The sequence below is a fragment of the Sporosarcina sp. E16_8 genome (assembly GCF_017347095.1).
Classification (GTDB): domain Bacteria; phylum Bacillota; class Bacilli; order Bacillales_A; family Planococcaceae; genus Sporosarcina.
Genome location: NZ_JADPRZ010000004.1, coordinates 144,448 through 158,525, shown reverse-complemented (window position 1 = coordinate 158,525; position 14,078 = coordinate 144,448). Strand labels below are relative to the sequence as shown.

Annotated in this window: 17 protein-coding genes; 6 read left to right on the top strand and 11 right to left on the bottom strand. The window is 44.6% G+C overall.

The genetic code is table 11. From position 1 onward, the window contains the following. Positions 1–79: 79 nt before the first annotated feature. Together I2484_RS05650 and I2484_RS05645 are read right to left on the bottom strand one after the other, a co-directional pair. Positions 80–493: a VOC family protein gene (locus tag I2484_RS05650; RefSeq protein WP_207150055.1), complete on the bottom strand. Its 414-nt coding sequence runs from the start codon at positions 491–493 to the stop codon at positions 80–82. Between the two features lie 68 nt (positions 494–561). Continuing rightward, complete coding sequence (locus tag I2484_RS05645) at positions 562–1,524, bottom strand: 2-hydroxyacid dehydrogenase (RefSeq protein WP_207150054.1); 963 nt, start codon at positions 1,522–1,524, stop codon at positions 562–564. A gap of 124 nt (positions 1,525–1,648) precedes the next feature. Between I2484_RS05645 and I2484_RS05640 the strand changes: the two genes are divergently transcribed. The 5 genes from I2484_RS05640 (at position 1,649) to I2484_RS05620 (ending at position 7,139) form a co-directional block, all read left to right on the top strand. Further along, complete coding sequence (locus I2484_RS05640; protein WP_481886379.1) at positions 1,649–3,268, top strand: ATP-binding protein; 1,620 nt, start codon at positions 1,649–1,651, stop codon at positions 3,266–3,268. After that, complete coding sequence (locus I2484_RS05635; RefSeq protein ID WP_207150053.1) at positions 3,252–3,944, top strand: response regulator; 693 nt, start codon at positions 3,252–3,254, stop codon at positions 3,942–3,944. Before I2484_RS05640 ends, I2484_RS05635 begins: the two co-directional genes overlap by 17 nt. Before the next feature lie 132 nt (positions 3,945–4,076). Beyond that, positions 4,077–5,090, top strand: coding sequence for a Bug family tripartite tricarboxylate transporter substrate binding protein (locus I2484_RS05630; protein ID WP_481886377.1), 1,014 nt, complete (start codon positions 4,077–4,079; stop codon positions 5,088–5,090). A gap of 54 nt (positions 5,091–5,144) precedes the next feature. Further along, positions 5,145–5,594: a tripartite tricarboxylate transporter TctB family protein gene (locus I2484_RS05625; RefSeq protein WP_207150052.1), complete on the top strand. Its 450-nt coding sequence runs from the start codon at positions 5,145–5,147 to the stop codon at positions 5,592–5,594. Positions 5,595–5,612: 18 nt separating this feature from the next. Then, a complete protein-coding gene (locus I2484_RS05620) occupies positions 5,613–7,139 on the top strand; it encodes a tripartite tricarboxylate transporter permease (protein ID WP_207150051.1) in 1,527 nt (508 codons plus the stop codon). 107 nt (positions 7,140–7,246) lie between these two features. Here I2484_RS05620 and moaA read toward each other — a convergent pair whose 3' ends face one another. The 6 genes from moaA to I2484_RS05590 are packed head-to-tail and all read right to left on the bottom strand — an operon-like array spanning position 7,247 to position 11,259. Then, on the bottom strand, positions 7,247–8,257 hold the full coding sequence (gene moaA / locus I2484_RS05615) for a GTP 3',8-cyclase MoaA (protein WP_207150050.1): 1,011 nt from the start codon (positions 8,255–8,257) through the stop codon (positions 7,247–7,249). A 4-nt stretch (positions 8,258–8,261) separates the two neighbouring features. Further along, positions 8,262–8,834: a molybdenum cofactor guanylyltransferase gene (gene mobA, locus I2484_RS05610; protein WP_207150049.1), complete on the bottom strand. Its 573-nt coding sequence runs from the start codon at positions 8,832–8,834 to the stop codon at positions 8,262–8,264. After that, positions 8,831–9,064, bottom strand: a complete 234-nt coding sequence (moaD, locus tag I2484_RS05605) for a molybdopterin converting factor subunit 1 (protein ID WP_207150048.1) — start codon at positions 9,062–9,064, stop codon at positions 8,831–8,833. The genes mobA and moaD overlap by 4 nt, the downstream gene beginning before the upstream one ends. After that, a complete protein-coding gene (locus I2484_RS05600) occupies positions 9,061–9,507 on the bottom strand; it encodes a molybdenum cofactor biosynthesis protein MoaE (RefSeq protein WP_275956875.1) in 447 nt (148 codons plus the stop codon). The genes moaD and I2484_RS05600 overlap by 4 nt, the downstream gene beginning before the upstream one ends. Then, entirely contained in the window at positions 9,494–10,015 is a 522-nt protein-coding gene (gene mobB / locus I2484_RS05595; RefSeq protein WP_207150047.1) for a molybdopterin-guanine dinucleotide biosynthesis protein B, read from the bottom strand. The genes I2484_RS05600 and mobB overlap by 14 nt, the downstream gene beginning before the upstream one ends. Next, positions 10,003–11,259, bottom strand: coding sequence for a molybdopterin molybdotransferase MoeA (locus I2484_RS05590; RefSeq protein ID WP_207150046.1), 1,257 nt, complete (start codon positions 11,257–11,259; stop codon positions 10,003–10,005). Before I2484_RS05590 ends, mobB begins: the two co-directional genes overlap by 13 nt. A 64-nt stretch (positions 11,260–11,323) precedes the next feature. On the opposite strand from I2484_RS05590, the gene moaC reads away from it, so the two are divergent. Further along, the gene (moaC, locus tag I2484_RS05585) at positions 11,324–11,818 is read left to right on the top strand and encodes a cyclic pyranopterin monophosphate synthase MoaC (RefSeq protein WP_207150045.1); all 495 of its coding nucleotides are present in this window, start codon (positions 11,324–11,326) and stop codon (positions 11,816–11,818) included. Between the two features lie 16 nt (positions 11,819–11,834). On the opposite strand, the gene I2484_RS05580 is transcribed toward moaC, so the two are convergent. The 3 genes from I2484_RS05580 to I2484_RS05570 are packed head-to-tail and all read right to left on the bottom strand — an operon-like array spanning position 11,835 to position 14,068. After that, entirely contained in the window at positions 11,835–12,341 is a 507-nt protein-coding gene (locus I2484_RS05580; RefSeq protein ID WP_207150113.1) for a MogA/MoaB family molybdenum cofactor biosynthesis protein, read from the bottom strand. 24 nt (positions 12,342–12,365) lie between these two features. Then, positions 12,366–13,385, bottom strand: a complete 1,020-nt coding sequence (locus I2484_RS05575) for a ThiF family adenylyltransferase (protein WP_207150044.1) — start codon at positions 13,383–13,385, stop codon at positions 12,366–12,368. Positions 13,386–13,420: 35 nt separating this feature from the next. Continuing rightward, positions 13,421–14,068 carry a response regulator gene (locus tag I2484_RS05570; protein ID WP_207150043.1) on the bottom strand — a complete coding sequence of 216 codons (648 nt, stop codon included), beginning with the start codon at positions 14,066–14,068 and terminating at the stop codon, positions 13,421–13,423. Positions 14,069–14,078: the final 10 nt, after the last annotated feature.

Below are 14,078 nucleotides of genomic sequence, written 5' to 3'. Positions count from 1 at the left end.
TAATTAGGCATTTTTTTATAGAAAAACGAGAAATCCATCACCTTAGACGGGATAGTTTTCTCGTTTTTTCATCCTATACTTAGCTTTCTTCCTCAAAGTTCAAATCCCATGTAAAACCAAACTTGTCTTTCACTTTCCCATACTTAGCACCCCAGAACATATCTCGCAATTCCATTAGTACCTCTCCATCTTCGCGTAGGCCATCGTATAATCGCTTGGCCTCTTCGTCACTTTCACAGTCGATAAGGAGGGTAACACCTAGTTTGGTGTTCTCAGCTGGCTTGTCCACAGAATCGGCAAGCATAATTTGAAAATCACCTTTTTTCAAATGACAATGAAGAAGATAATCAGCTGCCTCGGGTGGATGTGGGAAATTAGCGTCTGCATATTTCTGCATTCTGATTCTCTCAATCCCTAATAAATTTGTATAGAATTCAGCCGCTTCATTTCCTTCTCCGTAAAATGTTAAATATGGAATGAGTGCACCTTTCATAATTGTTGTTCCTCCTTTAATTAAACTAGATGTATGGTTAATTCGACAAGATTACATTCGAATCCTTTTTAAATAACTCGATTTTCCGGCTCCCGCCCCTCAAGTACATCCGTAATCGCCTGTGCGTTCAAGTTCATCATGGCAAGGCGCGTTTTAATGCTTGCACTGCCGATATGTGGTAGAACCGTCACATTCGGGAGTGTAAGAAGCGGATGATCTAGTGAAACGGGTTCTGTTTCAAACACATCGAGCCCCGCCGCCCAAATCGTATCGTTTTTCAATGCATCGTAAAGAGCCACCTCATCAACAATTCCGCCACGAGCAACGTTTATGAGAACCCCCGTATTCTTCATAAGGCCGAGCTCCCGTGCACCAATCATTCCTGCAGTTTCTGGTGTAAACGGTGCCAGGATCAGAACGAAATCCGCCTCTTTCAGCAGTGCATCCAACTCTCTAAACTCAAAACCGTGCTCTGCTTCTGCATCGGGTTTACGGCTGCGATTATGATAGAGAACTGTCATATCAAAGCCTTTTGCCCGACGCGCAACTGCTTCGCCAATCCTTCCCATACCAATGATTCCTAGCGTTGCACCGCCAACATCCATTCCCGTAAATCTCATTGGCGCCCACGAGGTCCAATTGCCTTTTCTAATTTCATTTTCTGCGGAGATTAATTTGCGTGCTGTTGCAAGAAGCAGAGCGAAAGCAAGATCCGCCGTCGTTTCAGTTAAAACACCTGGCGTATTCGTCACGATGACGTCATATTCCCTTGCCACTTCTAAGTCAATATTGTTATAACCAACGGCCATATTTGCAACAACTTTAAGCTTCTTACCTGCTTCAAAAACCTCACGATTGATGCCATCCGCCAAAACCGACCATAGTGCATCAGCTTCTGCCACTTCTGTTAATAAAACAGCGCGTGGAACCGCTACACCTTCCTCCTCCCACATACGCACGTCAAATTTATCTCGGAGCGGCGCAACCGCTTCTTCCGCTAGCTTTCTTGTAATAAAAAGTCTTGGTTTCATTCGAATCCCCCTATTCCCACAATTGACAATAGTGTAGCATATAAAGAGTAGCATTTGACCTGTGGCAAACTTCGAGCAGGTCATTAGTGGTTTTGCTGCACCTAGATTCCTTAAAGATAGAGAGATGATCTCGATGAAACCCGTTTCCTTACAGTCACGCATATTCTCATATGGCGCCCTCTTTGTTTCTCTAGTGGCGATTATTATCGGCATTTCCTTCTACTTTACGATGTCACAAGGCATTGAGCAGCAGATTGGTGACCGCGCGCTAAGTATAGCCAAGACGACAGCGGATCGTCCCGATGTCCGTGCAGGATTTGGACAGGCTAATCCATCGGAATCATTGCAGCCGATTGCCGAAGCAGTGCGACTAAAAACGGGAGCCGAATACGTCGTTATCGGAAACAGCGAAGGTATGCGATATGCGCACCCTGTTGCTGAACGGATTGGTCAAAAAATGGTAGGGGATGATAACGAACGTGCACTCCTACTGGGAGAATCCTATATTTCTGAGGCAACCGGGACACTTGGGGCCGCTTTACGCGGGAAAACACCCGTATTTAACGAGTACGGTGAAATAATCGGTATCGTTTCCGTCGGTTTTTTAAAAGAGGATATTTCCTCAATCTTTTTTCAGTATGTTGATAATATTTCCTACATTGTACTTATCGCAATTATCCTGGGCGTTATTGGTTCAAGCGTTCTAGCCCACAACATTAAAAAGGAACTGTTCAACTTAGAGCCTGCAGAAATAGCGAATCTATTCACCGAAAGAAATGCGCTTATTGAGTCTGTACGCGAAGGAATCATTATGGTCGACGCCAAAGGCATCATTACGACGGTGAATATTGCCGCATATGAAACACTTTCCCTACCTGGGCAGACTGAACTAATCGGACGGACAATTCAGGAAGTCCTTCCGAACACCCTTCTTCCAAAGGTACTTGAAACCGGAGAAAGGCATCTCGATCGATCTATGGAGATTCATGGAAAAAAAGTGATTGTAAATCGCATTCCGATTCTTGTCGGCGAACAAATCGTCGGTGCAGTTTCAACTTTCCGTCTACAATCAGATATTGACCAACTTGCAATGGAATTATCACAAGTCAAACGGTATACCGAAGCACTTCGAGCACAAACTCATGAATACACTAATTTCTTGTACACCATTTCAGGTCTTATTCAGCTTAATTCATACGACGAAGCACTAAGCCTTATTCACGATGAGACAGCTGAACATCAATCACTCATCCAGTTTGTAACAAAGCGGTTGCAAGACCCCTTTCTCGGAGGGATTGTCATCGGTTTCTTCAACCGGGCGAAAGAATTGAAAGTCCGGTTCCTTCTCGATGAAGATAGTTTCTTGCAGACACTTCCGAAACACTTGGAAAAAAACCACTTTGTTTCTATCATTGGAAACTTAGTAACAAATGCTTTTGAAGCTGTGGAGTCGTATTCTGAAGAACAACGAATAGTTCGTATTTTCATTTTGGATAACGGAGAAGAAATTTTAATCGAAATAGAAGATTCAGGACCCGGGATAGCTGATGAAGTACTGGATGTTCTATTCCACGAAAAGGTATCAACAAAAGATCAAGGGGACCATGGATATGGACTAATGAAAGTTGCGGAAAACGTGAATGATCTCGGAGGTTCCATTACGCTGGAAAAAGGTGATTTAGACGGTGCACTATTCATCATTTCTATACCTAAAGGAGGCTTTTCATATGACGGAACTGATTGAAATCTTAATTATTGAAGATGATTTGCGAATTGCTGACATTCACAAACGGTTCATCGAGAAAATAGAGGGCTTTGCTGTCGTAGGTTCAGCGCATACTGGTGATGAAGCGAAAGATTGGATTTCAGCATTGTTGCCAGACCTCGTGTTGCTTGATGTATATTTACCCGATGCCCTAGGCACGGAGCTAATGGGCTTCATTCATGAAAAAAGCCCGGAAACAGATATTATTTTTATAACCGCCGCGTCGGAAATTGAAATTGTAAAAAGAGCATTCCGCCATGGTGTTATAGACTACATCTTAAAACCGCTTACATTCGATCGATTTAGGGATAGCCTCCTTTCTTATAAAGATAAAAGAGAAACATTTTCCGGGGAAGGGCTTATGCAAGAAGACGCCATCAAATCCCTTTGGAATAAAACGCAATCTACACCATCAAACCCGGATTTAATACCGCCAAAAGGTATCGACCCAATGACCAAGGAGAAGGTAGTCAGCCATATTAAAAGTATAGAAGGCGGCATTACTGCCGAAACACTTGGATTGGAAATTGGCGTAAGTCGTTCGACCGCAAGACGTTATCTAGAATACCTTGTGTCAGAAAAACGTGCATTTACAGAACTTCTATATGGCTCGGTCGGACGTCCGGAAAGAAGGTATTTTATCAAAAAACGGTGAACAGTATGAACAAAATGACGTTTAACTTCATTATCGAACTTATAAACGATAACTCTTAATTTAATCAAAATTCTGATAGATTGATGACAGCGGATGAAAACGCTGTCATTTTTTATTACAAGGGGGATTAATATGAAGATGTGGAAGAAACTTACGACAGTTACCCTAGCAAGTATGTTGGCACTAAGCCTTGCAGCATGTTCTGCAGACGACGCTGAAAGCGCATCATCGAAATATCCCGAGAACAACATTACAATTGTCGCTCCTTCCGGGGCAGGTGGCGGATGGGATTTGACCGCTAGAGCAATTGCAAAATCAATGAGTGATACGAAGCTAATTGATAAATCGATTGTAGTTGAAAACAAGCCTGGTGGTGGCGGTGCTGTTTACATGGCAGAGTTCGCAACAAAAGAAGTAAAAAATGATTATGCCCTTCTTGTTAAATCTCCGCCAATCTTAATCAACAACAACAAGGCGGAAGGTAACAGTCCTTACGGCTATAAAGATACTAAACCTTTAGCACAACTAACGCGTGACTACGGAGCAATTGTTGTCAAAGCGGATTCAGAGTTCAAAACATTGAAAGATGTGCTGGAAACAATCAAGAAAGATCCTAAATCGGTGACACTTGCCGGCGGATCTGCTCCGGGATCGATGGACCATCTTGTCGGCGTCTTACCTGCATTCAAATACGGTATTGACCCGAAAACAGTAAAATATGTATCGTATGACGGCGGCGGAGAAGCTGTCGCGGCATTGCTTGGAGGGAATGCCGATGTTATCGCAACGGATGCCTCTGCTATTGGAGCGTACGTGAAATCCGGCGATGTCCGTGTCCTTGCAGTTAGCTCATCGGATCGTCTTGGGGGTGAATTGACGGAAGTTCCTACATTCCAAGAAGAAGGGATTGACGCAGAATTTACAATTTGGCGCGGTCTCTTTGGTCCTAAAGAAATGTCTGATACAGCTTATGACTACTGGTCTGAAAAGCTAGAGAAGATGGTAGAAACAGATGAATGGAAAGCTGAATTAGAGAAAAATGGTTGGGAAAGCGAATACCGTAATGCCAAAGATTTCACTATCTATTTGGAAGATCAGGACAAAGTGATTGTAGAATTACTAACAGCACTTGGAATGCAAAAGTAACATTATTCGGGCGGCTTCAGCAGCCGCCTTTTCTTTTGGGAGGTATCAAAGACTATGAGTAAAACGTTCGACCGATACAGTAGCATCGTTTTTTTACTAGTTGGTCTATTGTTTGTAATCGAAAGTCAAAAAATTTCAGACAGTGCATACGGATCGACAGTTGGACCGAAAATTTTCCCAATGTGGCTTGGTGTTATTTTAATTCTATTAAGCTTGCGCCTATTATACGAAACATTTAAATACAAAACTAAAACAGCATCTGAATCAAAGCTGCAATATAAGAAATTCATTATTATCCTTACTAGCGCAGTTTTATATGCATTTCTATTGGAAAAAGTCGGCTATGTCATCTCAACGTTCCTTTTTTTACTTATCGCTTTTCAGACGATGGAACGTGGACGATTATTGCCTTCTGTCATTATTGCGGCCGTATTTTCACTAAGTATCTATTATTTATTTGCAGAATTTCTTGGCGGATCATTGCCCGGATTCCCTGTACTCTAGCACGAAAGGAGTCAAGTTATGAGCACTTTACAGTTTTTAGCCGATGGATTCGGTATCGCCTTTCAATGGCATAATTTATTATTTGCATTTGTTGGGGTCATAATTGGGACAGCAGTCGGCGTATTGCCTGGAATTGGTCCTATGAGCGGGGTCGCCCTTCTCATCCCTGTTACAGCAACTATTACTTCGGGAATGCCAACAGATGCAGCGGCTGCCAGTTCAATCATTTTACTCGCGGGTGTCTATTACGGGGCAATGTATGGGGGTTCCACAACGTCAATTTTATTGAACACTCCTGGTGAATCTTCCTCTGTCGTCACCACTCTTGACGGTTATCAGATGGCTAGACAGGGGCGGGCCGGAGCAGCTTTGGCCATCTCGGCTATTGGCTCCTTTGTTGCCGGTATCATTTCGCTAATCGGTCTTGTGCTGCTAGCAGAACCACTTTCAAATATCGCCATCAAATTCGGACCAGCGGAGTATTTCTCTCTAATGCTGTTAGGTCTTGCCGCCGTAAGCGGGCTAGCTGGCAATTCGATGACGAAAGCTTTAATGATGACTGTCTTTGGACTCATGTTAGGCACAATCGGTATCGATGCCGTTTCGGGAATCGCCCGCTTTACATACAATCAACCCATTCTATTTTCCGGATTAGAGTTCCTAACGATTGCGGTCGGATTGTTCGCACTCGGTGAGGTGTTCAAGACAGTCTTAGAACGTGATCACGAAGACGGAGCGATAGCAAAAATCAACCGTATCCTCCCTACAAAACAAGATATGAAAGACAGTGCCGTCCCTATTGTACGTGGTTCCTTACTCGGGTTTTTCATCGGAGTCCTTCCAGGAGCTGGTGCGACACTTGCTTCCTTCTTCTCCTACATGACGGAGAAGAAATTCAGCAAAAACCCTGAAAGCTTTGGGAAAGGTAACATCGCTGGAGTGGCGGGCCCGGAATCGGCGAATAACGCTGCTTCCGGTGGTGCGATGATTCCCTTACTAACATTAGGGATCCCCGGCTCAGGTACGACTGCGATTCTGATGGGCGCTCTTATCATGTACAACATCCAGCCAGGCCCCCTTCTCTTTGACGAACATCCGGAAGTAGCATGGGGACTTATTGCGAGTATGTTTATCGGCAACTTGATGCTGTTAGTGTTGAACATGCCACTCGTTCGAGTGTTTGCCAAAATCATTCAAACGCCTAAGAAATATTTGTTACCAATCATTGTTGCTATCTCATTTTTCGGAGTATACGCAGTGCAATATACAACTTTTGATTTATATCTGTTGCTCGGATGTGGTGTGGCCGGCTATTTATTATCAAAAAACGATTTCCCGGTGGCTCCATTAGTGTTGGCCCTTGTATTAGGTCCGATGATTGAAAACAATATGCGACGAGCACTGACTATTTCTAACGGTGAATTTAGCATATTCTTCACAAACCCACTATCACTCGTTTTTATCATTGCCGCTGCAGCATGGCTTCTTATCCCGCTGCTATTAAAACTTAAAGGGCGAACTGTTGTTGTAGAAGATGAGGGTTGATTAAAAATCGGATTGCCTTAGATTAGAGGCAATCCGATTTTTAATTTATAAAGGAGATAAACAACGACCCCACACACCATCATTCACCATGAAAATAAGCACTACATTCACCCACCTATATAACTCATACCAATCTTCTTACGATTTTTCGCCGTCTGTTCGGTTCGCTCATCCGAATAGCGGTCGCCGCGACGTTGCCATACACCTGTAATTACTTCAAGTAGTTCCGCATCTGCCATTCCACTGCGGATCAATTCCCTCAGGTCGAACCCTTCTGACGCAAACAAACATGTAAACAGCTTGCCATCCGATGACAACCTGGACCGTGTGCACGTCGAACAAAATGACTCCGAAACGGAAGTGATGAAACCAACTTGCGCTCCATTATCCACGTAACGGTATCTCTTCGCAACTTCACCAAAATAATCCTCTTCCGCCGGTTCAATCTCATGGACAGTAGAAATCATGTCATAAATCTCTTTTTTCGTCACAACCTTTTCAAAGCTCCATCCATTGTCATTTCCAACATCCATAAATTCGATGAACCGTAGCGTAATACCGCGTTCCTTGAAATAAGCGGCCATTGGAAGGATTTCACCCTCGTTGACGCCTTTTTGAACAACCATATTTACTTTGATCGTAAAGCCGATTTTTTTAGCGTAGTCAATATTGGATAGAATCAATTGCGGTTTTATTCCCCGCCCATTCAGTTTGCCGAAAATAGTCGGATCAAGCGCATCAAGGCTCATGTTCAACCGACGAAGACCTGCATCATAAAGCGGCTGCGCGTATTGTTTAAGCAACACACCATTAGTTGTCAAACCAATATCTTCAATTCCCTCAATCTTCATCAACTTTTCAACCAGTTTCGGAAGTTCACGGCGCATAAGCGGTTCTCCACCCGTTAAACGGAGTTTTTTCACGCCGAGTAATGCAAACAATATGGCAAACCGTTCAATCTCTTCAAACGACAGCAATTCGTTTTTTGGCAGAAATACATAATCGTCACCAAAAACTTCTTTCGGCATGCAGTAGGCACATCTAAAATTACAGCGATCCGTCACCGATATCCGGAGATCCCGAATCGGTCGTCCAAGCTTATCTATGATTGCTTCCAAAACGTCATCCCCTTTCCAGGGCTTCCGGTGTATTCACGTTCATGAACATCCGTTTTTCATCATCAGTTAAAGTACTACCATCCACCCAAACAGCATTACTTTGGGCGAGTATTTTCATTACACGAAGTTGGTCATTTTCTAGCGCTTCTTTCACTGCACTCGCCAATTTCCTGTCCCAAATGGAAACGAGCGGATGATACCGCCCATCCGAAACAACTGCAGTGACACCTTTATCATGGTGTTCCAGCAATTTCGACATAACCATACTATCTACAAACGGCATATCGCATGGCAACACGGCATAGCGGTCCGCTTCCACGAATTCCATCACAGACAGGATCCCTGCAAGCGGACCGAGCCCCGCATATCTAGTTAAATCGGTCATCGCGTTCACGCTACTAGGAAAGCGCTGCATATGTTCTGGACGCGTCACGACAAAAACTTCGGCACAGCATGGAACCAAAGCATCCATCGCCCGTTCATAAAAGTACTGCTCGCCAAGTTTAACAAACGCTTTCGGAGACCCAAACCGCCGTGATAATCCAGCCGCTAAGACGATGCCAACCGTCCTGTTCATCCGCCGCTCACTGGTGGGATAAAAGCACAGACATCACCCGATTGAATAACATCTTCCTTTAAGGCGTATTCTTCATTTACCGCGACGTGTACGGGTTCTTTTCCAAAACCCGGATATGTCGTTTCTGCCCACTCTAGCAATTCACTGACAGTCATCGCTTGTTGTTCAATCGTCTCGTCTGACTTGCCTGTCAGTTCACGCAACCTTGCAAAATAGCTCACTTTGATCACTTCTGCTCAATCCCCTTTTCAGGATACTTTTTCTGACCGCCGATCCATTCTTCGCCATCTTCCCAGACTTCTTTTTTCCAGATCGGCACGATTTCCTTGATGCGTTCAATGGCATATTCATTCGCTTCATATGCAGCTTTACGATGGGGTGATGAAACCGCAATGATTACGGCGATATCTGAAATGTGCATTTCTCCGATTCGATGAGCGATTGCCACTTTCACGCCCGGCCATTTCTCTTCCATTTCTGCGCCAATTTGCGCTAGTTTCTTTTCCGCCATCGGGACGTAGGCTTCATAAGCCAAATATAGTGTGCGAACTCCATGCGTCCACTCTCGGACATGCCCTGTGAATACAGTGACAGCGCCGGCACCAGCATGGAGAACGTAATCTGTGTACTTTTCCGTTTTAATTGGTGTTTCAACAATTTCAAATGGTTTCATTGTCAGCCTCCTTTTCAACCCAGTCAAGTAACCACGAATCCAGCTGTTCAACATCCACCCTAGCCTTTATATGTGTAATACCAGTTGGATTTTCTGTAATCCCAATGACGAGCTGAATGCTATCCAATTTGCTCAGCGACTCCCAATCTTCCGCATCCCTGAGTAGGACAATTTTCTCCCCTTGTTCATTCTTATACCCTTCAATAAGTAAAAAGTCCGGATTGCCTATTGTCGCTAGTAGCTTGAGCTCTGTGAATTCTGGCTCTTCATTTAACAGTAATTGAACGACGCCGCCGCCCGCAACAATCGAAACGTCTGCACCACTACCCAAAAACTGCATCGTATCTGTCTTTGAATCCGGCATAGCTGGCTGTCCCCCATGCCCATGATGCTTTAGTACAGCAACCGAAAAACCTCCTTCTTTCAATAAACGTACCCATCTCGTAATAAGTGTCGTCTTGCCGCTATTTTTATAGCCTACGACATGGAGCGTCTTCATAATGCCCATTCACCTACGCCTTGCTCAGCTCCAAGTAACAGCATATCGACATTCATTCCAGCCGTGTAACCGCGCGTTCCGCTTGGCAGGACAATCAGACAATTCCCCCGCGCAATCGAAGAAACCGCATTGGATTTATTAAAACCTGCCGGCACGGCAATAATCCCGTCCGACGTCATTTCCCAGAAGGCGCGGATGAAGCGGGTGAAAGGGTTCGGCTTCGTAAAATCTTCCCCGAGCTTCGCTTGCATGCGCGGCATATACGGTGTAATTGCGCCCTGCATGCCAAGAATTGCAGGTCTTGTGAACAACTCGAAACCGGTAAAACAGGCCGACGGATTGCCTGATAATCCAAACAAAAGCTTATTGCCAAGCACAGCGACCGTCGTCACACTTCCCGGACGCATCGCAACTTTGTTGAATAAAACCTGGGCACCCAGTCGCTCATAGACTGCCGGTAAATAATCGTAGTCTCCAACAGATACGCCGCCCGTTGTAATAAGTAAGTCCGTCTCAGCAAGTGCTTTTTCAACGATTTCCGTACACGCATCGAGATCATCAACCTGCATCCCGTATGATTTATAGCCGATTCCCATTCGGGTTAATTGCGCGGCAATCATCGGTCCGTTTGAGTTCCGAATCTTTCCTGGAGCAAGTTCATCAGAGACCTCTAGCAATTCCGTACCCGTTGAAAGAATGCCCACAACAGGTCGTTTCGCGACGTTAACTTCCGCAGTACCAAACGTAGCAAGGAGCGCAATTGTGCCTGGATGGATAAATACTCCTGCCTCAATCAGACGCGCACCCTCTTTTGCGTCTTCGCCTCTGAAAGATATATTTTCTCCCTGGCTGAAAACTTTTCGTACTGTGAACCTGTCTTTTCCTTCTGTCGTCTGCTCCAGCATAACAATCGCGTCAGCATTTTCTGGAATGGGCGCGCCCGTCATAATCCGGTACGCTTCCCCTTCCTCGATGCCACGTTCTGCTACATGCCCCGCGCCAATCTCGCCAATTACAATGAACGGAATGCGATTATCCCCTGATGCCCCCGCTGTGTCTCTTGCACGGATCGCGAAGCCATCATAGGGTGATCTGTCAAAAGACGGTACATCATGTTTTGCGTTAATCGGTTCGGCCAGAATTCTACCATATGTATGTTCAAGTGAAATCGTTTCCGTTCCGGCTACATGGACATGCTCCATAACAAGGCGGACGGCCTCCGACACCTGTATAGGCTTTCTCATTTCAACCATGCGGATCCCCCTCTTTTATCTGCTATACTGAAATTATTATGCATGTATGAAAGGAATGACTCCATTGTCAGAGCTCACACATTTCAACGAACAGGGCCGTGCGAAAATGGTTGATGTTTCCGATAAAGTAGAAACAATTCGGACAGCAATCGCAACGTCTTCCATCATCGTCAATGAACTAATTCATTCACAAGTAACAGAAGGGTCCAATAAAAAAGGCGATGTATTCGCAGTTGCTCAAGTCGCAGCTATTATGGCGGCAAAAAGCACCTCGTCCATCATTCCAATGTGCCACCCAATTCCATTAACAGGTGTCAATATTCGATTCGAATGGAACATCGATGAATCAATTGCTCATTTTGAAGTAGTAATCGAAGCTGAAGTGAAGACGAAAGGCGTGACTGGGGTTGAAATGGAGGCACTTACTGCCGCTTCCGTTGCTGCACTCACCATTTACGATATGTGTAAAGCAGCCGGTAAAGAAATGGTTATCGGTCCGACAAGGCTCCTTCGGAAAACCGGTGGGAAAAACGGTGATTTTCAACGCAGAGACGCTTAACGCATCTTTGCGCTTTTCATCTCTTCAAATGCTTCGTCAGCTCATCAACAATATGATGGATTTCAGGTAAAATCAGCTTGTCCATCGCAAGTTCAACAGCTTTTACAGATCCGGGGAGTGCAAAAAACACCTTCTCCTGAATCACACCCGCAGCTGCCCTGCTTAATAACGCCTTCGATCCAACATCTTCTGTATAGCTCAAATAACGAAACAATTCACCGAATCCATCTATCCTTTTCGTGAAATAAGGCACTATAGTTTCAATCGTGACGTCCCGGAAACCGATGCCAGTCCCACCCGTTGAAATGATGGCATTAACGTTCGGATTCCTTAACCATTCTTCAACGATGAATTCAATTTCTTTCTTGTCATCCCGACATAGACGCGATTCAAAGACTTTATGACCTGCCAATTCAAGTTTTATCCGGATTGTTCTGCCACTTTTGTCATTTGACGCATTACGCGTATCACTCGTCGTCAACACGCAAAAAATGAGTTTTTCCCCTTTATCCGATTCATTCATATGCGACAAGGCTATTCCTCCAATTCATCCAAAAAAACGATGGTACAATTTACGGCCAATTTTTAGATCCTTTAATCCATGAATCAATAAACGACCATTGCCGAATAAAATGCAGCGATACCCCTCCGCATGAAATTCCACGAAAAACGGCGTCACTTTATAGGGTTTCCCCAACCTTTTGGCGACTATTTCTCCATCTGCAATCGTCAATGAACGACTTTCACCGGGGATAATTTGTACGGTATCCCGACCGCAGAGTACTGCATATCCAGCCCCCTCTAAACGGTGCAGCGCAGGATATGTCGGCGCATTTCCGCATGTCTCACATACTTCGTTCCGCAGACGTGAAATACCTGCTTCTGCATGCGTATTGTTCCAAACGTCAAAATGGTATAGCTTCTTACGCATCGCATCCTTATTCCCCGATAACCATTTTAGTGCTTCTGCACTTTGATGCGCCGCCGTAATTTGAACTGCAGGCGCAATAATTCCTGACGAGTCGCAGGTTTCATTGACCGATGGTAAAACCGGTAGCAAGCAGCGGAAACAGGCTGACTCACCTGGCACAAACGGAAAAACAGTACCCGAACTCCCCACACATGCGCCGTAGATCCATGGAATATTCTTTTTCCATGCACTATCATTTATCAACAGACGCGTTTCAAAATTATCAGTCGCATCCATGATTAAATCAACGTCTTCAGTAATCTGCTCCATAAGCGGACCATCTACATGATCTAGCACAGTTACAATGTCAATATCTTCACGGATCATCCTTAATCGTACTTCAGCAGCAACCACTTTCGGTAAACCATCCCGCGCATCTTGTTCAGTAAAAAGCTGTTGCCTTTGTAGATTCGAAGGCTCAACATAATCCCGATCCGCAATCGTCAGCTTTCTTACTCCCGCACGGACAAGCGTCTCTGTAACAGCTGAACCCAATGCTCCACATCCAATAACGACCACATGGGATGAATTTATCTTGTCCTGCCCCGTCTTCCCAATCGGTTTAAACAATGTTTGTCTTGAATAACGGCGTTCCACATTTTCGCCCCCTGTCATCGTACAGAGTTCCCATGTCAGAAGTTCAAGAATTTCTTTCTCAAAGCATACTCAACAAGTTCCGGTCTGCCCTTCAATTGAAGCTTTTCCATAATTTTAGATTTATGCGCCTCCACTGTTTTGACAGAGATATATAATTTCTCTGCAATTTCTTTATTGCCATACCCCTTTGCGACTAGTGGCAGTACCTCAATTTCACGTTTCGATAAAATCTTAAACGGATCTGTTTCTATGCTATTCGAGTCTTTTTTAACGAATTCTCGAACGAGCGAAGTCGTCATTGAGGGATGAATATATGTCCCTCCCTCGTAAACAATACGAATCGCGGCGAGCAATTCCTCATCCGGTGCATTTTTCAGCACATAGCCTGATGCTCCATTCTTTAAAACGTGGAATAAATACTCCTCGTCATCATGCATCGTCAAAATAAGGATTTTCGTTTCGGGAAAGTCTTCTGTTATTTTCCCTGTCGCAATGAGACCACTTTCTCCCGGTGGCATACTCAAATCCATAAGTAAAAGATCTGGACAGAGTTTCGCAACCAGATCATACGCCTCAAGTCCATCTGCAGCGGTCCCAATCACTTCCATATCGTGCTGGAAGTTCAGAATATGCATAAATCCGCTACGAACGACCGCGTGATCATCCGCAATTATAATTTTCAAACATATTTCC